18 protein-coding genes are annotated in these 20479 nt (G+C 44.0%); 10 read left to right on the top strand and 8 right to left on the bottom strand.

Annotated elements, in window-relative coordinates; genetic code table 11:
- Positions 1-67: 67 nt before the first annotated feature.
- The 7 genes from OCV52_RS07020 to OCV52_RS06990 all read right to left on the bottom strand — a co-directional run bounded on the left by OCV52_RS07020 (position 68) and on the right by OCV52_RS06990 (position 7049).
- Complete coding sequence (locus OCV52_RS07020) at positions 68-1096, bottom strand: succinylglutamate desuccinylase (RefSeq protein WP_137407745.1); 1029 nt, start codon at positions 1094-1096, stop codon at positions 68-70.
- A gap of 266 nt (positions 1097-1362) precedes the next feature.
- Positions 1363-3159 carry a M3 family oligoendopeptidase gene (locus OCV52_RS07015; protein WP_137407744.1) on the bottom strand — a complete coding sequence of 599 codons (1797 nt, stop codon included), beginning with the start codon at positions 3157-3159 and terminating at the stop codon, positions 1363-1365.
- 125 nt (positions 3160-3284) lie between these two features.
- Positions 3285-3902 (bottom strand): histidine phosphatase family protein, encoded by a 618-nt coding sequence (locus tag OCV52_RS07010; RefSeq protein ID WP_137407743.1) that lies wholly within the window; start codon positions 3900-3902, stop codon positions 3285-3287.
- Positions 3903-3911: 9 nt separating this feature from the next.
- Positions 3912-4505, bottom strand: coding sequence for a bifunctional adenosylcobinamide kinase/adenosylcobinamide-phosphate guanylyltransferase (cobU, locus tag OCV52_RS07005; RefSeq protein ID WP_137407742.1), 594 nt, complete (start codon positions 4503-4505; stop codon positions 3912-3914).
- Between the two features lie 26 nt (positions 4506-4531).
- Positions 4532-5338, bottom strand: a complete 807-nt coding sequence (locus tag OCV52_RS07000; protein ID WP_137407741.1) for an adenosylcobinamide-GDP ribazoletransferase — start codon at positions 5336-5338, stop codon at positions 4532-4534.
- A complete protein-coding gene (gene cobT, locus OCV52_RS06995) occupies positions 5338-6366 on the bottom strand; it encodes a nicotinate-nucleotide--dimethylbenzimidazole phosphoribosyltransferase (protein WP_137407740.1) in 1029 nt (342 codons plus the stop codon). The genes OCV52_RS07000 and cobT overlap by 1 nt, the downstream gene beginning before the upstream one ends.
- Before the next feature lie 71 nt (positions 6367-6437).
- Positions 6438-7049 (bottom strand): flavin reductase family protein, encoded by a 612-nt coding sequence (locus tag OCV52_RS06990; RefSeq protein WP_137407739.1) that lies wholly within the window; start codon positions 7047-7049, stop codon positions 6438-6440.
- Positions 7050-7336: 287 nt separating this feature from the next.
- On the opposite strand from OCV52_RS06990, the gene OCV52_RS06985 reads away from it, so the two are divergent.
- The 9 genes from OCV52_RS06985 to OCV52_RS06945 all read left to right on the top strand — a co-directional run bounded on the left by OCV52_RS06985 (position 7337) and on the right by OCV52_RS06945 (position 18107).
- Entirely contained in the window at positions 7337-7492 is a 156-nt protein-coding gene (locus tag OCV52_RS06985) for a hypothetical protein (protein ID WP_170222449.1), read from the top strand.
- A 279-nt stretch (positions 7493-7771) separates the two neighbouring features.
- Complete coding sequence (locus OCV52_RS06980) at positions 7772-8257, top strand: type II secretion system protein (protein ID WP_137407738.1); 486 nt, start codon at positions 7772-7774, stop codon at positions 8255-8257.
- 220 nt (positions 8258-8477) lie between these two features.
- Positions 8478-9173 (top strand): NAD-dependent epimerase/dehydratase family protein, encoded by a 696-nt coding sequence (locus OCV52_RS06975; RefSeq protein WP_137407737.1) that lies wholly within the window; start codon positions 8478-8480, stop codon positions 9171-9173.
- Between the two features lie 185 nt (positions 9174-9358).
- Entirely contained in the window at positions 9359-10732 is a 1374-nt protein-coding gene (locus OCV52_RS06970) for an L-cystine transporter (RefSeq protein WP_137407736.1), read from the top strand.
- A gap of 211 nt (positions 10733-10943) precedes the next feature.
- On the top strand, positions 10944-11705 hold the full coding sequence (locus OCV52_RS06965; RefSeq protein WP_137407735.1) for a YdcF family protein: 762 nt from the start codon (positions 10944-10946) through the stop codon (positions 11703-11705).
- A gap of 461 nt (positions 11706-12166) precedes the next feature.
- Entirely contained in the window at positions 12167-13639 is a 1473-nt protein-coding gene (locus OCV52_RS06960; RefSeq protein WP_137407734.1) for an aerolysin family beta-barrel pore-forming toxin, read from the top strand.
- A 185-nt stretch (positions 13640-13824) separates the two neighbouring features.
- On the top strand, positions 13825-16104 hold the full coding sequence (locus OCV52_RS06955) for a hypothetical protein (RefSeq protein WP_137407733.1): 2280 nt from the start codon (positions 13825-13827) through the stop codon (positions 16102-16104).
- A gap of 4 nt (positions 16105-16108) precedes the next feature.
- Positions 16109-17728 carry a M91 family zinc metallopeptidase gene (locus OCV52_RS06950; protein WP_137407732.1) on the top strand — a complete coding sequence of 540 codons (1620 nt, stop codon included), beginning with the start codon at positions 16109-16111 and terminating at the stop codon, positions 17726-17728.
- Between the two features lie 196 nt (positions 17729-17924).
- Positions 17925-18107 (top strand): hypothetical protein, encoded by a 183-nt coding sequence (locus OCV52_RS06945; protein WP_137407731.1) that lies wholly within the window; start codon positions 17925-17927, stop codon positions 18105-18107.
- A gap of 162 nt (positions 18108-18269) precedes the next feature.
- Here OCV52_RS06945 and OCV52_RS06940 read toward each other — a convergent pair whose 3' ends face one another.
- On the bottom strand, positions 18270-18791 hold the full coding sequence (locus OCV52_RS06940) for a DUF2058 domain-containing protein (protein ID WP_008217508.1): 522 nt from the start codon (positions 18789-18791) through the stop codon (positions 18270-18272).
- A gap of 345 nt (positions 18792-19136) precedes the next feature.
- Here OCV52_RS06940 and OCV52_RS06935 point away from each other — a divergent pair, with 345 nt between their 5' ends.
- Positions 19137-20471: a sphingomyelin phosphodiesterase gene (locus OCV52_RS06935; protein WP_137407730.1), complete on the top strand. Its 1335-nt coding sequence runs from the start codon at positions 19137-19139 to the stop codon at positions 20469-20471.
- Positions 20472-20479: the final 8 nt, after the last annotated feature.

Genomic DNA, 20479 nt, shown 5'->3' with positions numbered 1-20479 from the left:
GTAATGTGAACCTTGATATTTCAACCAGTTGAGCGGTTATTCAACGAACCGTCAGCACTTCTACCGATTAATCGTAAACCAACTGCCCGTGGTCAAATCGCGTTTCCACTTCACACACCATTAAAGCTGCTCGTTGACCGATAGCAACATTGCGATTGGGGAACACCACCGCTTCGTTTTCGTTCTTTGCCATTAATGGTTTATCACCATCATGGCCAAAGACTTCACCGTGCTTGAATGCAGTAAAGTTCTCTACAGAATCTGAGAACATGAAATCGAAATCATCATGTAAACGAACAATGGTGCGGCTCACACGATAAGTAATGGTTGGCTTGGGCAGATGCTCAGGCTCAGCTTCCGCGATTAAATTACGCATGGCGAGATCAAAAGCCGTTAGTCTATCGAGTTGGTTCTCACCAATTCTCGCAACCTGCCCGAGTTCCATTGTCAGAGCCTGCGCTCCGAAGTTTTCAGCGCTGTACCAGCTGAACGTGCTGGTAGGTGCATTCGACAGCAACACGGCTTCAACATGAGCACTGTTGATGAAGTCGAATAACTCTTTGCTACGTACTTCGTGGCGAACCTTAGGGCTCACTGCAAATGAATAGTGCTTAGATAAACGGATTGCACAGTGCAAATCTAAGTGCCAGCGTGTTTCTGGCTTGGTTTCTTTATAAAACTCTGTCACCAGATACTTTAAGTTCTGGGCGATATCCACTTCTCGATTGCTCTCGTACTGCTTTTCATCAAACAGACGGTTCATATTCACATCAAGAAAACGGGTATGCGCGTTGGTTGCTTCTGGGTGAGCTATGATAAACAAGCATCTAGCGTTCACTGCCTGAAAGCCTGTTTCAATATCCTCAACGAGCTTATCAATCAGCTCCATTGGTGAGGTTTCGTCGCCGTGTACACCGCTTGAAAAGATAATGTTCTTGGTTTCAGAACTGTAATCAGCGGGAATCACTTCCAACACACCACGTTGATGAAGCTTAATTTGAACACCGTTACTCAGTACGGTCTGTCCTGCAAACACTTCTTGCTCAAGATCTAGGCTGTCAAAAAGAAATGATTGGCGAAAGAGGGTCTTCGTCATGCGTTACTCCTTAATTGCACGGCCGTATGTTAATAAATTGTACATAGAAATTGTGTTGCTAGGATCGCACTTATCAATAGAAACTCCGTTATCACTCACAAATACTACCCATATATTTTATATTTCCTGCTTATTAACAAACCGAGGCCTGTGCTAAATAACTTTCTCTATTTAAAGCAACTTTTGGTTATATCAAGTTCTTTCAGCAAGATAAGAGCCACGTAAGCTAACACAGCTCTTACCTGCTATGAACAGATTGAGATCAATTAATCTTCCTGATCGAGCAATCTTTCAAATTCATCGATCTGAACTTTGACCATGTCGATGCTTTGTTGCCAGAAATCGGCTTGAGTCAGGTCCATTGCTAAGTGTTTTTGAACCACTTCTTCCGCCATCATGCTGCCCGTATCTCGCAACAAAGACACATAGTCGCCATAGAACTGTTCGCCCTTCGCATCACGTTGCGCATAAACACCTTTGCTGAACAGATAACCGAACAAGTATGGGTAGTTGTAGAAACTCACCTGAGAAATACTGAAGTGTAACTTGCTCGCCCAAAAGTAAGGGTCTGCTTCGGTCATCGCATCGCCGTACCACTCTTTCCAAGTGCTTTCCATCAGGTCACACAATTGTTGCGCCGTCAGCTCGCCTTTTTCACGCTGCTCGTAAAATGCTTTTTCGAATTCGAAGCGCACTGGAATGTTGACCATTAAAGCCAATGAAGAAGACAGCTCTTCCCACAGCATTTCAAGTTTCTCGTTTCGTGTTTGGGCTTGCGTTAACAAGTGGTCACGAACGATGTTTTCAGCAAAGATAGAAGCTGTTTCTGCGAGCGTCATTGGGTAGCGTGTCTTACACAACGGCATGTCTTTCATTACCCAGTTGTGGAACGCGTGGCCTAGCTCGTGTGCCAATGTCATTAAGTCAGAGCGGCTGCCACTCCAAGTCATGAACACAAGCGGTGTGCGTGTCGCGGCAAACTTGGTGCAGTACGCGCCTAAACGTTTGTTGGCAGCTGGTGCGGCATCAATCCAGCCATTCTCAACCATCAAAGCGACAAAATCAGCCATCTCTGGATTTACTTTTGCGAAAGCGGTTTTGATCACTTCGATCGCTTCATCAAATGGGTAAACCTTAGATTCAGCGTCACCAAGTGGCGGCATTGCAGCTAAGTGATTCCATGGCTTCATTTCATCTAAGCCGTGAACTCTTGCCATCAACAGACCTGCTTTCTGACCTACTGCGCGATTAGCTTTCGCCACAGACATCATTGTGTCTAGCGTTTCAGGCACAATTCGGCTGCCGTGCAAGCTTGGATCTAAGAAATGCACATCTGCGATTTTCGAGCGCTTTTTGTTTTCAGTCAGACGCCAACCTGCAAGCGCATTTAGAATCGAAGCAAATGACTCTTGGTGAGTCTTCATTGCACCTTGAACCGCGCGCCATGCAGGCTCTTGTTTGTCGAATTCGCTACCGTACAACAAGCTCGCCGCTTGCGAGAAACCAAGTGCTTCTTCTTCACCATCAAGTTTCAAAGACAGTTTCAATGAGCCGGTAAGGTTATCGTATAAACGACCCCATGCATCACGGCCATCGACTTTCATGGCTGCTAAAAGCTGTTCTTCAGCCACACTGAGACGGCTGCTTGATAGCTTACGTGAGCTTTCAATCGCGAAGCGTTGGCCTGCAACATCTGCACTCTCGTGTTCTAAAACGGCATCAATAAACTCTGGCTCTGCGTGAATCAGCGTATCTTCATAAGGGCTAAACGCTTGTGACATTTCAGAGTTCAGCTTTGCGACACGGCCAAGCAGCACTTTGGCTTCTGTATGAGTCGCATCTACTGAAGCGTGACAGTTAGCAAAGGTGTTAATTGTGCTCAGTAGCGTGCCTGCGGCTTCTGAGGTCTGGATTGCGTTTTGCATTGCCAGAATGATGTGACGCTTTTCAACATGGAGGTACAAGAGTTCGATACACTGTTGAATGAGTTCAATATCCTGTTCAATTTTTGCATCATCAAGATCGCGATAAGCAATGCTCAGATCCCAACTCGGTGTTGTCATGACTAAATTCCTTTCACGTAGGTAGTAATACCAATCTGGTATAGCGACTGTTAACGCCGCTTTATACTTCTAATTACTTTTAATACTTCTAAGATTGTTAATTCTTAAACTGTGTTTTTGGACACTCAGAGAACAGGCAGGCCTATCGCTTTGACGCTGATAAAGCTCTGCGCGAACTGGGTCACTTGAATATGGGTTATCGATGCATTCTCGATCGACAACTTTGAGTACAGACTCGGATTTTTCCAATCAATATCAAGGCAATGCGCCAATAACATACGAATAACGCCACCATGGGTAACCAACAATAGATTGTCACTTGGAGCGTTCAAAACTTGCGACCAAGCTTGAGTTACTCTTTCGTGGAAGCTCCGTAAACTTTCTGCACCATTGAGCTTATGGTTCGATGGGTCTTGCCAAAAAGTGTCGAGCATTGCCCACTTGTCCTCAAGCTCATCAAATGCGATACCATCCACTTCGCCAAAGTTCATCTCTTGAAATTCAGGAGCATCAGACAAAGGCACAGACATGCACTCCGCGTACAAGTGAGCTAAATCGCTACAACGCTTCAACGGTGAAGTGATGACCGCATCAACCGCTATATCCTGATGTACCAAAGCGTCACAAATCTGCTGTTGAAGCTCCGGATTGACCAATACGTCAGAGACACCGTTTAGCGCAGCCTTCCCTTCCACTTTGCCATGTCTGAGCAAATAGATGTTTTTGGTGGTTCCATTGACCATATCAGTGACCTAGCCTTGAGCGTTAATAGAATGATTTGAAGGCTTAAGGTGTAGTGGCAACCCCGCGGCTATTAGAGTGACATGTTCGACAACGCGAGCAACTGCTTGGTTCATACGACCAGCATTATCAACAAATAAGCGCGATACTTTCCCGAGTGGAACAACCCCTAAACCCACCTCGTTCGATACCATGATGATCTGTGCCGGGCTTTGCTCGACGCTTTTGACCAATACTTCAACCACGGCTTCAACCTGTTCATTGGTTGCGTCGTCACCCAGTTCAAAGATGATGTTGTTCAACCACAATGTTAGGCAGTCAATCAGCACCACATCTTCTTTCTCAAAAGACTGCAATTTTTCGGCTAATTCGACGGGTACTTCATGCTCAATCCATTGCTCGCCACGACGTTGTTGATGGTGTGCGATTCGTTCACGCACTTCATCGTCTAAATAGGTCGCAGTCGCTATGTAATGTAGACGCCCATTTGAACATGCTTCAATTGCACATAATGCTTGTTGTTCTGCAAAACTCGACTTACCTGAGCGCGCGCCACCTAAAACAAGATGGTGATGACTCTGATACGCTTGATTATTGGTTGTCATGTGTTGCCTCTAAAATCCTGAATGAGTTACATAAAGCCGTTATAAAACGCAGCGGTAAACACAACGTAAATCAGCAGTTCCATCAACTGTTGAGCCGCGCCCAAACAGTCACCAGTAAAGCCACCAATGCGTGCAATTAACCACTTTTTGAAGCCCACTCTAAACAGGTAAGCAATCACAGCTAAAACACACGTAAACGCTAACCCAAACCACAAGCTTGGCAACAGGCCAACCAACATAAGGCAGACAAGCTCCCCCTTGGTTTGTTTGTTGGCTAAAGGCTTACTCTTGCTCGTATCCAAGTCGCTAACATAAGGCATGTCATAAATAAGGGAGGCCGCAATCGCTCGGCTAAAGGTGTAGCTCGTCACGATGACCATAAACAATCCAGTCATACTCACGAGTTCATTGAGCAGAACCCACTTACCAAGCAAAGCCATGATCAGCGCAGACGCACCGTATGTACCGATGCGGCTGTCTTTCATGATGGTCAAACGACGTTCCAATGTCATACCACCACCGATGCCATCCGCCATGTCGGTCAAACCGTCCTCATGGAAAGCGCCAGTGAGCATTAAGCTAAAACTCATCATCAAAAAGATGGCAATCGAGCTCGGTAACACAGTATCAAGCAACAGAAACAAACCGCCGCACAAGACACCCAGCAACAAACCAACTGTTGAAAAGTAGCGACCAGAACGGTTCATACGCTCTTCTGAATAAGGCGTATTCTTCGGCATCGGCAAGCGAGAAAAAAAGCCCATTGCCAACGAAAACAGCCCCCATTGATACGCAGCACGATCTTTCCAAGATCTGTCCAGAAAATCACTCATTAAACTGTGACTCCAGCGCTCTCGAAGCTCGCCATGCTGTTATAGAACTCCGCTGCCGCTCGGATGATTGGCATAGCTAAAGCTGCGCCCGTGCCCTCGCCTAATCTCAAGCCAAGGTCAAGCAGTGGCTCAGCGTCGAGCAGCTCTAATAAGATTTTGTGACCTGACTCTTCAGAGCGATGCGCAAAGATCATGTAGTCACGGCAATTCGGTTCAATTAAGGTCGCGACATACGCAGCGACTGACACGATAAAACCATCGACCAATACTGGAGTCCGGTTTTGATAAGCACCAAGGAAAGCACCGACCATTTGAACGATTTCATAACCGCCGACTTGGGTCAAAATCGATTTAGGGTCGAGTCCTTTGCAGCGAGCTACGCCCTGTTCAACCACCGCGACTTTTCTTGCTAACTGCTCGTTATTGATACCAGTGCCTAGACCAACACACTCATCTGCAGTACGGTTTGCTAGTGCACTCAAAATCGCTGAAGCGCTGCTGGTATTACCGATGCCCATTTCGCCAAACATGATGATATTGGTGCCATTCGAAATGGTTCTAGATACAAGCTCTGCGCCCAATTCAATCCCACGTTCTACCGTTTCTAAGCTCATTGCGGCTTCATTGGCAAAGTTATTGGTTCGTGTACCCAAACGCTGGGAGATCAACATTGGGTTATCAGATTCGATTGGTAACAATATTCCTGTGTCGACCACCGTAATATCGATGTGGTTCACAGCACAAAAACAGTTAATCGCTGCGCCGCCGTTTAAGAAGTTCAATACCATCTGCTGTGTGACGGCACTCGGGGCAATACTCACGCCTTCATCAGCAACACCATGATCACCTGCAAAAATGATGATACGCGGTTTATTTAATTCAATATGTTCGGCCGCCGACTCTTGTCCTTGGCTCTGAATTAATGCTAATTGAAAGGCAACTTTTTCGAGTAAGCCCAATGCGCCAAGCGGCTTAGTTTTTTGGTCAATACGATGTTGGATGTACTGCGAGTATTTTGTATCTAACATAAAATTATGTGGCACTTAGATTGAGGAACGGGTTTTAACGATCTTATCCGCTGGAGCTAAATAGTTAACGCTTATTTAGGACGAGCGACAGAGAAGACATTAGACAGCGTGGCATATTCGCCTCCGCCTAGTCGGGATAAAGGATCAAGTGCTAGTGCATCAATCTTCAAGCGTTCGCTCTCTTTATCGATCACACCTTCAGAGATATACACCTGTTCAACTTGAGCAAAGATAAGGCTTTGCGGTACTTCACCGACTTCTTTGACCTCGTAGAGTGTGCAACCAAAAGCCACAGCGCACTGCTTCACTCTCGGTAAGGAAAAACCCTCAAATTCAACTAATTCAATGTCATTCGCCGTTACTTCTGACTCATTATGCTCAAGAGTAGCTGCAGTCGCGGTCATCACTTCAGCTGAACTCGACGATGCAATATGTATAACTAGCTTACCCGTCTCATGGGCATTACGAGTGGTGTCTTTGATTTCTCCCGATGGCTTCTTCCCGACCGATAACATCAGTAGCGGCGGATTGCTGGAAACAGGCGTGAAATACGAGAAAGGCGCTAGGTTGTACGCTTGATCAGAAGATTCCGTCAATGCCCACGCGATCGGGCGAGGAACGACGGTTTGAGTCATCAGGTGATAAACCTGAGTGGGAGCGAGAGTATCAAGCTTGAGGTTCATAGCACGTCCTTGGTCTATGTGAATTACGACCCAGTTTACGTGTTAAGCAAAGCTGTATCTATGCCTAAGTAACAGAAACCGCAGAGAGTGTTCTTAATTTAAGCAATTCAAAACCACTTTTTCTCAAATTGAGAATCAAAAAGACAGCGTAGTTGAGCTCCTAGAGCTACACAAACGAAGAATCAATGACTTACGTTTTGGCACCCTTTATGCTTTGTATGATGTGCTTGTTAATCTCTCCATTGATAAGTACCCATACAGTGAACACCCACGCTGTTAGTTACAAAATGCAACACCAAGCAACACAACCGGTTGAAAAAAATAAAGCTCAGAAAAATGATTTAGGAGGTGCGATGATTCCAAACTCAAGCAAAAGAAAACCAAATAAATCAGGTAAGAAAGTAAGCAAAAAGGTAAGGAAAATCCCACTGTCCTTCACCTAAATTTTGCGAAGAAAGTAACAAGCCCGTCGCCCAACGGGCTTTGTTATTTTTGAGGCTAAAAATAGATTAATGCATCACTTCATCGCGCCATCATCAGATCTCATAAGTTAGACAATCCGTACACTTTAAAACCAATAAACCAATTAGATTTCAAGTATTAGTTCACTTGTTAAACTTCGTAAAAATACCCTTATATTTCATAAAGTTATAACAAAATTTCATTTATTTACTCCCTTCCCCTTATTGATAGACTTACCCCATCAATAGTTAAGGGTATTTATGAAAAACAAAGGCTTTACATTAATCGAGTTAGTCGCCGTAATCGCTGTTTTAGGCATTATAGCTGTGGCAGCAGCACCTCGATTTTTAAACATCAAATCGGATGCAACAAAAGCAACGCTCGATGGCTTCATCGGCGCTTTTAACGCAACCAATGAAATAGTCATGGGCAAAGCAGCCATCGAAGGCTTAGAGAAAGAAAAACTCATTCAATTGCCAGACCAAGATGTATGGATTAGATGGGGCGCTATTGCATTAGATTCAGACAATATTAAAAACGCGATGCAAACTCATGACTATCAGTTGCTCAGCTATGGACCGAAATTCAACCCAACCCTCATAGTCTACACGGGTAGAGAAAGGCAATTTAGAGAATTAAAGGGCTATAACTGTTTTGTTCAATTCACGCGATCTTACACCTTAGATCAAACTCAACTCATCAATATTGGCGATCTAACAATCAATAAATTCTATGACGGGTGTTAACCTCTTAACTTAAAAATCTATTACGTTCATTATATTGCCTGATCTCTTTAAGCCCGTATACGCGGGCTTTCTTGTTTCCACAACACTATTTTCTTATAGCTAATGCCGATGGCTCGTCTTTAATTTGCACGTGCCTTCACATTAAAAGCGAACAAGTTTTCGTCATTGAACAAGAAGGTTTAGATTGAAACAGTGACTTACGTAAACGTTAGGGATAGTTATGAGTATTTCTGGAGATAAGACATCAATCATAGTGGCTGGTGCTACCGGACTGATTGGTCATCATGTGATGAACCTGCTCATCAACGAGCCTGCGATACAGCACATTTACGCTTTGTCCCGAAGGGCACTCGATTCACAGTTCCACTCAGAAAAACTCCACACGCTGATTCATAGTGATCTGCAAGTCACCAGTTGGGACGATACCAAAACTACACCCAACCTTGGGATCATCTGCTTAGGCACCACCAAGAAAAAGGCAGGTTCGAAAGAAGCATTGCGTAAAGTCGATGTAGAGTTGGTCAGCCACGTAGCTCAGTCGATGAAGTTTCTTGGAGTTCAACGCCTTGCGGTTGTGTCCAGTTATGGCGCGTCCACTGATTCCTATTCGCACTACCTCAAGTGTAAAGGGCAAATGGAGCAGAACTTAAAGCGTATCGGCTTCAAGCAACTGTTCATTGCACGCCCTGGGCCGTTGGTTGGCGAGCGAGAAGAACCAAGAGCCGATGAAAAGCTGCTACAAAGCGTGTTTCCTCTTCTGTCGCCTTTTATGTTTGGGAAATTCAAAAACCTACGCCCTATCCAATCAAAAGATGTCGCTCAGGCCATGTTGTTCCGATTGTTCGAAAATAATTTCCAAAATATCGAAATTTACTCATCCAATGACATGCTCAATTTATTGGCAAAATATCGCTAAAAAGCTCATCTATTCACCATAATGTTGTATATCCACTCATACCATTCGGTGGATATTACCTATCGTTCTATTTAATTACTTTTCCTTATTTTACGTTTTGTTACAGGTCGCTACTGTAGCTAACAGTATTTGCGCCCATATATCCAAGCGCCCTATCGATTTAAAGAAATTCATAAGGAAAACAAATGTCATTTTCAGCTATCGCTGCCTTAGCGGTATTCACTGGTATCCTCTTCTTTCTCTACGGACAGCAGAAAAAAGAACACACGTTATCGCGCTTGGTTCTATTAGGTTTAGTTTTTGGTAGTGCTTTCGGCCTTGGTCTTCAGCTGCTATTTGGTGAAGGCAACCCTGTTATTAACGAAACGCTAGACTGGGTAAACATTGTTGGTCGTGGTTACGTTGGCTTACTGAAAATGGTCATCATGCCATTAGTACTAGTTTCGATGATTGCGGCGGTAGTTAAGCTTGAGAAAGGCGGTTCACTGGGCAAAATCTCTGGCATCACGATCTCTGTGTTGTTAGCCACCACAGCGATTTCTGCGATTGTTGGTATTGTAGTAACTCAGGCATTTGGCCTATCTGCTGAAGGTTTGACAGAAGGTGCGCGTGAAACAGCACGTATCGCAACGCTAGAAAGCCGCATTGGCAGCGTTTCAGACCTAACAATTCCACAAATGCTGGTTAGCTTCATTCCAACCAACCCATTTGCAGACCTAACAGGCGCTCGCTCAACATCTATCATCGCAGTTGTTATCTTTGGTGTGCTAACGGGTATTGCTGCTCGTAAAGTAATGGCAGAGAAAGAAGAGCTAGAGTCACCAATTCGTACGTTCGTTGAAGCAGCTCAATCTATCGTGATGCGCTTAGTTAAGATGATCATGGCATTAACGCCATACGGCATCGCAGCGTTAATGGCGAAAGTAGTCGCAACATCAAGTGCTTCTGACATCTTAAGCCTACTAGGTTTCATCGTAGCGTCTTACGTTGCTATTCTATTGATGTTTGTGGTTCACGGTGTGTTGGTTTCTTTTGTTGGCGTAAACCCGAAAGAATACTTCCAAAAAATCTGGCCTGTTCTAACGTTCGCTTTTACTTCGCGCAGCTCTGCTGCAACGATTCCACTGAATGTTGAAGCTCAGATCACGAAGCTAAACGTGCCACCAGCAATTGCTAACCTTTCGGCCTCTTTCGGCGCAACAATTGGTCAAAACGGTTGTGCGGGTATCTACCCTGCAATGCTTGCAGTTATGGTTGCACCTACGGTTGGTATTGACCCAATGGACATCAACTTCATTCTGTCTCTGATTGCAATCATCACGGTGAGCTCTTTCGGTATCGCTGGTGTGGGTGGCGGTGCAACGTTCGCAGCACTTATCGTACTTCCAGCTATGGGCCTTCCTGTAACGATTGCAGCACTGCTTATCTCTATCGAGCCACTTATCGATATGGCTCGTACAGCGCTTAACGTATCTGGTGCGATGACAGCCGGTACGATTACAAGTCGCCTATTACGTAAGAAAGACAAGCAACGAGATCTGGAACAGGCGAACGCTTAATTCTGATTCAAACAGCTCGATCAACAAAAAACCGATGCCCATGCATCGGTTTTTTATTGTCTATTTGGTGCCGGAGTTGCTTTTTAAATGTTAAGCGTGCATTTGTTCAATAATACAATGAGTTAGCTATGAAGTATCACCGTGATTGATATATGATTCAACACCTCAATATGCTGCATTAAATTGACACCAGTTCGATAACGGGATCACCATGAGCTTTATTATACTTTTACTTCTTCTACTATTGGTTTTCATAACTCGCTTACTTCAATGGCGAGCAACTTCCACTTTTTTATCTCTTGTTCTTATATCGTCATTTGTGCTGATTGGTACGGGTTTAATTCCTCGTTATTTACTAGACGACCTGCAAGCGAATTACGAAAGCAAGCCTGAGATCCAATGGTCGGATAATAATGCGATTGTTCTTCTTGGTGCAGGCACGCAGCTAATTAAAAGCACACAAGAGTTCGAGCCCACCTTTTTCTCTTATGGCCGAATCAGTGAAACGGCAAGCCAATATAAAGAGTGTGCTAAAACGCAAACTACATGCAAAGTAATCATCAGTGGTGGTGATGCTCAGAATAACGGTGTCACAGAGGCTGAAATTTACGAGCAACAACTGCTTAGACTGGGTGTTCCAATCGCCGACCTTATCCAGGAGCCGAACAGCGTGAACACTTGGAAAAATGCGCAGCTGACCAGCGATCTGATGAAACATCACCAATTCGACAACATTGTGCTGGTTTCATCTGGCCTGCACATTCGCCGTAGTGAACTCTACTTCAACCACTTTGGATTGAACGTGATTCCAGTGAGAGCTGATTACATGGCAGCTCAAACTTCATGGCTGCCATTATGGTATAACTTTGCGGTAACAGACTTTGCTCTGCATGAACAAATCGGGTTTGCGCGATACAACATCTACAACTTTATGGGTTGGAACAGCAAACGCGAAAAACCAGGCGACGCGTAAGAAGACACTCGCCGATTACCGAAGGCTGCTCTAAGTAAGGTAGTCAAATCACTATAAATGAAAATGCAGCGACAACCCTTGGGTTATCGCTGCATTTTTGTATCTGTTTTGTCTATGTTCTTTACCATCTATGCAAGACAATCAGTATCAACCTGTTTGTTGAACTCGCCACCTTTCATCATTTCATCGAAAGCCTTACACACACCTCAAAAGGTATCCCGTACCTGAGTACGCACCGCTCAATAAAAAAGACAGAGAATAAAGAGAAAAATCTTTATCAAATGACACTTTAATCACTAAAAATAACTGAAATTAAAGAGAATTTCTTTTCAATTCAATTCAGTATTTTTGCGATCGTTTTATATGACAGAGTACACGCCGCTAGGAGCCCTCGGCTTCAAATAACACATATAAATAATATCTAATAAAAAAGCCAAACAATGGCAATTAGGAACTCATTAATGTTCAACGTCAGTAAAACTGCGCTCTTTATCGCTGCCACATCATTAACGTCTTATTCTGTTAATGCCAAAATCTATTCAGACCAAGTCGTGTTGGATAACCTCGGTGAGGATGTTTGTCGCTCCGACTATCGCCCACTGACTCATACTGAAGCGCAGGAACACAAAGCTGCGCTTGTTTCTCGTATGAACGTTTGGGATATCTTTGGTCTTAAAGATGATTGGGTGATCATGGGCTCTGGTTACCACGGGCTTATTAAGCATGGAGAGTTAAGTGACAAAACCTGGTGTTACCCCAATAAACCAGAAGCGGGGTTACCATACTACCCAGCGCAAGCAATCCAAGAAAGCAGTAACCTTGGGGTTCAGAGAAGCTTGGTCAATGACAATGCGTACTTCATCAGGCCTTTAGCATATCTCGCACACAACCTTGGTTATGCATGGGTAGGTGGCGATGACGGACTCTATGTGGGCCAAGACATGGCGATAAATCAGCTTAACGATGGCTGGGAGATCAAGGGAAATAGTAATGGCAGTTGTACAGGTGACCGTTGTAATGAGAAAACGACAATCACCGTCGATAACTTCGCTTACACGCTCGATACGAAAGGCTTCTCATACGGTACCGTTCAAGAAACAGACCAAGAGCTAATTAACACCCTTTCAGCTTACGCCATCAATAAGACCGAGCAGCCTAAACAGATCATCGTCGATCTTCATTTCTTACAATCAACGCAGTGGAATAAGACCAATCGTTTTGACCTTGCAGATGTTGTCTTGATGAACGAAGACTTTAACTGGCCTCAAGCTGGAAAAACCGATGTTCGAGTGGTGTTAGAAAAAGGCCAGCATTTCGCTGATACCAATAGTGGGCAGCGCTCTAAGGCGAGTGACCTTCAAGCCATCTTAACGGTACCTGCTCGATCAGTATTACCATTTAGAGTTGAGTTCTTACGCTCTACCATCTCTTACCCTTATCGCATCAAAGCTAATATGAGTTACGACGTAAACTTCACAGGCTTTCTTCGTTACAGTGGTAATGCGTTGGTTTCACACCCGACTAACCGCCCTACGCTCTCTCACACATTTACCATGGGCACCAACAGCGAAGAGCAAGCGAATATCCGCTACCAATGGGACCACCGTTATATTCCCGGTGAGATGAAATGGTGGGACTGGAGTTGGGCAATCAACGAATATGGCCTGAGCAGCATGCAATATGCCGCTGGCGCGAGTGTTCGCCCCTTCTACTCTTATGTTTCTGGTCAGTTTAATGCCGAGTCACAATACTCTGGGATGATCGATATCGGTGCTGAGCACTCTGTCGATTCATTTGATGCCGTGAACATATTAACCAACCACAAAACCTACTATGCGGGCGATATAACTGTTGAGACCGATTTCGATCCTGAAGCACTAAATCGACTCGGTTATCACGATGCTCAGCTAATGATTACTCCAATACAACACTAAAAACACGCCTGTACTCAAACACTAAGCTCATCACTCCGGTGGTGAGCTTTGTGTTACCTCCGTATCCAAAAGTAAACTAAAGCACTTATTCAACAACTGTTCTGGGCAGGTTCCCTCTGTCGTCAGTGAACACTGTTTGAGAAGTGTTTTTCCTCCCAACCACCAAAGAAAGGCACTATCTAAATATGACCAAGAAAATCCATTTATGGCGGTTCGCAGCCATTGTCTATAGCCCCTTATCCGTCGCATTTTGTCTTAGTGACGACGTCCAAGATACTCAATCATTAGATGCGATTAACCAGAATCGTATTACGTCCTGGGCTCGAAACGAAGTTTATTCAGAGCCACAGTTTGGCATTGCACTAGGCGAACTTGAGCACGATGCTCATACAAACTCTTTCTCGGCAGCTTGGCCACAAACAGAGCAAGCACTGGCGAGCGTCCCGCAAACTTTTGAAAGTACACTAAGCGAACAAAGTCTATTCAACCGCCTCGGTAAAGCGGGCTCTTCTACGCTCGAAGTTTTAGGGCCAGTTGGAGATGCGGTCGCCGTGGGCTTTTGGCTAGACAACATGGTAAGTACATTCTCTCAGGAATCCTCTACTCGTCTTGATGAAGCCGCTTCTGTTTTTTCCATCGTTCCTCTCGTTGGTGATGAGTTAAACCTATTGTCGAATGATATTAAGTACTTCGCAGCGAAAGAAAAAATTGAAGAGTTTGAAAACCAATCACATTACGTGTTTAGTGACCACTCGCCAGATTTTTATCGCTTCCATCACAAAAAAAAGGACGCAATTGCTCTACTTAACAAATACGACAATCACGTATTACAGAGTGCCGAAATGTATGTCGACCACTTACTTCTTGAAGCTGACACAGAATATCGCCGACTGACCGCTGCATACGATAGGCAACTTTCTAAACAAATGGCACGCATTGATTTAGAAATGTTGAAATCTATCGCGCATGTATCGCCTGAATCAAATCTGCACCAGCCGCTATGCCACAACGTTCACTCTTCTTTAACAGAACTAGAACGCTGTATTCGTACTGAAGGGCCCTCACGAATTGACAATTTAGTTAATAACCTAAGCAAAGATGACTACCACGCGCTCGCTTTAAAATTACATAGCAAGAAAAGAGAGCTCGTTGAAATCGCTTTACGCCGACTATCCACGCACAGAATGAACATAGTTAACAGGCTAATAGAAAGGGCAAAACCTCACGTCGCATCGATCATAACACACAGCAAAATCAACCGAAGTACATTGGAATTTCAAGTCAGGCAAAGTGGATTGAGAGAGTATGCAAACGAAGTTTGGGGGCTTGATTATCTCAGTGAAGAGCAACTTAAAACGGCTACCTTACTGATACGCCCAGCCAGAGAGTGTTGGGGAGTTCCTGCCATTGTACCCGGAGGCATTCAAGCCTCTGTCGATGCATGTAAAGATTCTGGTGCATTATACGATACTTACCACCCTATAAAGGACCCAGAGTTATCAGAAGTGTTGCTAAAAAAGGTTGAACTTAATGTCGAAGAGCATGTTGCATCGAGAGTTATTGCTGGTTGGCCAGTTGGCTTATTTAAAACTCAATTAATCAGTACTGCTAACGCCTATATATCTGGCCAGTCGTCGAACAAACTATTTGAAGATCTCCTGTCCAAGTTAGCAAACATAGAAGCTCTCCCCTACCAAACGTCTTTCAATGATTACTTGGAGAGCAAAGGAGTTGACAGCTCAGACCCCAATAATCGCAACAGTTGGTATCAGATTAGCCGTTGGTACGAGCTGCTGCTAACAGAACGACCAAGTGGTGGGGTATTAGATCAAATCAAACAATATGAAATTTTTAAACACTTTATTCAGCCTCAATTCAAGATCGCTATTACCCTTTCTTACATACGCTCTCTCAATTACTCAGTACCCTACCCAAGCGTATACTCTGCAGCAAACCTTAGGTTTTATGCCCCTCAAATGGCAGACATACTCGATAACGTGATGTCGCAACCTGACTCTCACTTTGAGCAAAACTTTCAAAACGCCATTGACAGCATAACGGAAAAGGCGATGAAAGCGACAAGTGCCAACCAACTTCAGTATTTATTGGGCGATCTTTCTCTCTATCTTCAAATCGCACAGCATCAACAGTCAGAATCAAATATATCAACCAACAGTAAACATCAACTGTTCAACAGCACGCTATCACCTCTTCATCTGAGCTACCTATCACAAGACCATCAAGACAACATTGCGTTTCAAATTGGGGAAATCTCTACCCACCAGCTTTGGTCGGACCTAGTTGATATCAAGAGCGCGTTAAGCCAAGGGGATATTCAAACGGCAGTAACACAATTAGGAGCCATCGTTAAAGAGGATGACTTTACCATGCTTCCACACATCAACCATATGCTGCTTAGAGAGCTAGAAGATTGGATTGAAATTCAATTGGCATTAGAGGAATAAGTCTATGAAACATAAAATTACACTAACCCTTTTGACCTTGATGCTGCTCATCAATTCAAGCCATACATTTGCTGGAAAAGGATCTGAATTTGGACTCTTTTATGATGATCCAGACGGCGTAAGAGTCATCGAAGGATACAATTCCGGGGCTTATGGAAACCTTTATCGCATGTCCAGAAATCTATACGTGCAAACCAAGAGTGACGCCTACCTTGCAGACATGAGCGTGTTGATTCGCAACCTGCAACTATCGCCAACAGGGCGTGAGATTTTGCGACAAATCGCTACCTACGAACCAGTAAATGCACCCGATGATGCTGTGGAACCGCTAATAGAACATACGATCGGAGTCGATCAATCAAAGGCTACTGTTGTCACGGTGATCAGGGAACCTGAAGGCCCAGGCCGACTATTCGAGACAGTACCTTCGTTGTTCGAAGACCAGCAAAAGGCTTCACTGGCATGGCAACGACAATTCAATGGCAAAGGTGTATCGAATACGATTCTCTTCTCCACCACAGAGATGGTTAACATTCCAGGAAAGAAAACACCATTTGATCAAACCGTCGCTTTAGGACATGAGCTGATCCACGCTCGAGATTTTTCTTCTGGCGCTGTTCCACAAGGCAGTACACCTCTGTCTCATCGACATCCCGACACCAACCAAATCACAGAATATGTCATTCCGAATTATGAGTACCAAACGACAGGAATTACACACTACAACAATGCTGAAAATGGGCGAGATCCTGTAACGGAAATCAGTAGTGCGAGACAATCAATGATCAACCTTCGCGAAGAGATGTATTTCCATTGGAAAGCACTCGGACAAGAAAAGGCTAAGGCGTATTTAAAAAATGAAAAAGTGGTGAGCGAGTTTCATTTAGCTGATGATCTAGGAAAAGAGAAGCGCAATACTTATTGGCCAAAAGAGCATTACGACTATCAACCCTACCCCCTTGAAACTAGACCATCTGCAACACCTCAGCACGCACCTAAATGGGATACCTTAGAAGGAAAGCAAGCTCATATAGAAGTTAAACAAGCGCTCCAACAATCATTAAGTGAAGGGAATAACCCTGCGATTGTTATCGTTGATGCAACCGAACAGCGCCTTTCCCAAAGCCTACAAAACTCACCAGCGCTCACACGAAGAGGCCTTAGTAACCAGAGTTCCATTTTGAAATACGCAGCACAGAACGACATCAAAGTGGTCAACCTATACAGTGACGCGAACGAAACGCCACTGAGCTCGCTTAAAAAAAGGAAAAAGAACCTGCTATACCGAGCGATTTCCGGTCAAAAAACAGGGGAGACACAAGGTTACCGAGACGTTCAATATAACGAAGGCAACCAAACAGCCCTAACCTCGGCACTGGAAGACAATGACGAAGTGTTAGTGATGGCCTACTCTGACGGCAAAGTGACAACCAATATTATCGACAACCTTTCAGAAAACATGCAAAAACAAGTAGTGGTATCGCGATACGCTAACTTGGATTACCAACCATCAAACCTCAGCGCAGAAGAGAGCACAGCCTGGAAATCACTAAGAAGAAAAGACAATGTAAGAGTGCTTGGAGGTGGCAGCCGCTCTCGCTTCAATATATGTAGTATCCAATAAATAAGGCTCAAAAAGACGGTTTGACATCAGTAAAACGTCGTATACAACCGGCCCTTTGTTAGTGATTAAACGCAATAGCAAAGGGCTGGTTTATGACAAATAAACTCGGTGCGTGACTTAAAAATGCAATCACAACGACACAAAAGTTTGAGTTAATGAAGCCGGCTAAAGACAGAGATCCCTAACAGGAGGAGCTATGAAATACTGTCCATGTTGCTCAACAGAGCTCATATCACGAGATGATGTACACATTTGTCCACGTAACGAAATCGGTGACTGCTATTTTGACGGGTATGAGCAATCTCATATTGAATATCATCAGCTCAAAGACTACCCACAAGATTCAGCGTTCGATATCGTAGAGGTCATCGCTGACTAGCTCTAATAGAGTTGAAAAACGGAGTTTGTCTCGCTAGAAAATCGTTTCGGCTTACGTTTATATTCACCAAAATTAAAAAGCCCTGATGTTAATATCATCAGGGCTTTTTTTGTCTTTCAGCGCCATAAACATACAGCGAATCTAGAAGTAATTAGCTAACCATTACCACATAAGATCATCTGGGATAACGAAGTCTTTGTACGGGTCATCTTCATCAACTTCATCGCTACTTGCCGTTTGAGTATCAACGATTGATTCTTCATCACGCATAGCGATTTTGTTTGCTACCGCTGTTGGAATAACCACATAGCTTTCGCCCTGACGCGCAATACTCAAGATACCTTTACTCAATTGCTTTTGAGTCAGCTCTTCTACGTATAGGTATTTAACCAAAGTACCGTCGGTGAAGTTATATTTGATCTCACCATTTTTCTGGTCAATCTTATTCATATCAATCAGCTGTTTCACTTGAGCTTTGATCTCTTTGCTCAACTGTTTCTCTTTCAGCTGCTGGTTTAATTCTTTGTCTTTTGCTTGCTGCGCCAGTTTGTTTTCTTCTGCCGCTGCTTTTGCTTCACGAGCTTGAACGCGAGACTTTTTAGAGCCTTTCTTCGCCTTCTTTAATTTTTTCTCATTTACCAAGCCAGCTTTAAGCATCTGCTCTTGGAGTGTTAACTTTGCCATGACTTTCCCAGTTCAGGATTAAAAACGGCACTATCATACCTGTTTTTCGAGTTTCTGTTTACCAGACAAGAGTAAATTACTCAACAATTCCAAAATTAACACATCCTCTCAAAACGACTTATTGTTCATTCTCTTAACCGATACCAATTCACCTTCCAACTTTATTGCGCGCGCGTAACACTTCTCATTCCATCAGAACAATATTTTCATCTTCAATAGATGGTCAAATTTATAAAACCTTGGCATATATCTCATAATTTAATATTGCTTATAGAGTTACAACTCAAGCGCAATATCTATTGACTACGTTATTCATTACACCCATTAGTAAGGATAACGTAACCAATGAAAAATCAATGGACTAGCTTAAGTGCATTACTCGCATCAGCTTCATTCTTATCTACCCCGGCTATCGCCGATACCGACGTGTATCTGACCAATAACACCAATCAAGTAATGACGATTCAAGCCAGTCACAGTGGTACTGACCTCCTTAAATATGGAGACGAATGGCAACAACACGTTGAACAAATTGGCCCTTGGGAAACCAAAAAACTGATCAGCTTTAATCGTTGGACGGGTGTCAAATCAGGGGAAACTTATCAATTCAATACTGTGGTTTCGAATACTGTGGGTGAAAGTATCACTCTTAATCAAACCATGAATGGACACTGGTACAACTCTACTCTACAACATGGCTTAAGTGCTGCTGATGTTAATTTGAGACTCTACGATGACCGTAATATTCATCGCAGTACGACCGATACCTTTGACCTGAATACCGAGCTCGCACTCAAAGCTGATAACACAGCACGTTACGATGACATTCACTACACCATCACTCCAGAAAAAGTAGACGAGCAACCAAACCCTGATGCGAATACGTTGAAGGTCATGACGTATAACATTTGGGCTCTTCCTGCGATCGCCTCCCATATTGGTGACCGCTACGACCTGATCCCTCAGTATGTCAAAGGCTACGACGTACTCGCACTTCAAGAGGTGTTTGCCAACGGCCGAGATGAATTCTTACGTGAGCTGGCCAAAGAATACCCTTACCAAACCAAGATGCTCGATAAAGATGGCATCAACATCTATGACGGCGGCGTCATCATTGTCAGCCGCTATCCTATTGTTAACGAAGCTCAATATGTGTTTCCCGACTGCACTGGTACTGACTGTTTTGCTGACAAGGGCGTGAACTACGCAGAGATCATCAAAAATGGACAGGCATATCACGTATTTGGTACTCACACCGCATCGTTCGACACCACAACGGCACGCAACTACCGACAACGTCAATTTAGACAAATGCGCGAGTTAGCCGTATCGCTCGATATCCCTGCATCAGAAACTGTGATTTATAGCGGTGACTTCAACGTTAATAAGCTTAAGTTCCCAAGTGATTACCAAGAGATGTTTGCTAATCTTCAAGCGACTGAACCCGAGTATTCAGGCTATACGGCGTCGACATTCGACCCACGTATTAATAACTTCGCTGGCGAGCCAATGTCTGGTGGGGAAAACGCCGAATACCTAGACTATGTCGTGGTAAGTTCCGAATACGCAGTGAAAGCGCATAACAATAACCGGGTTGACGTTCCCCGCTCTACCAGTAATGAGCTTTGGAAGCATTACAATCTTTCAGACCACTTCCCTGTTAGTGCAGTCATCAAGTAACGTGGTGA

Origin of the sequence: Vibrio chagasii, assembly GCF_024347355.1 — a bacterium.
Taxonomy (GTDB): domain Bacteria; phylum Pseudomonadota; class Gammaproteobacteria; order Enterobacterales; family Vibrionaceae; genus Vibrio; species Vibrio chagasii.
The sequence above is the reverse complement of the archived record's forward strand: the minus strand, read 5'-3'. Positions and strand labels throughout refer to the sequence as shown.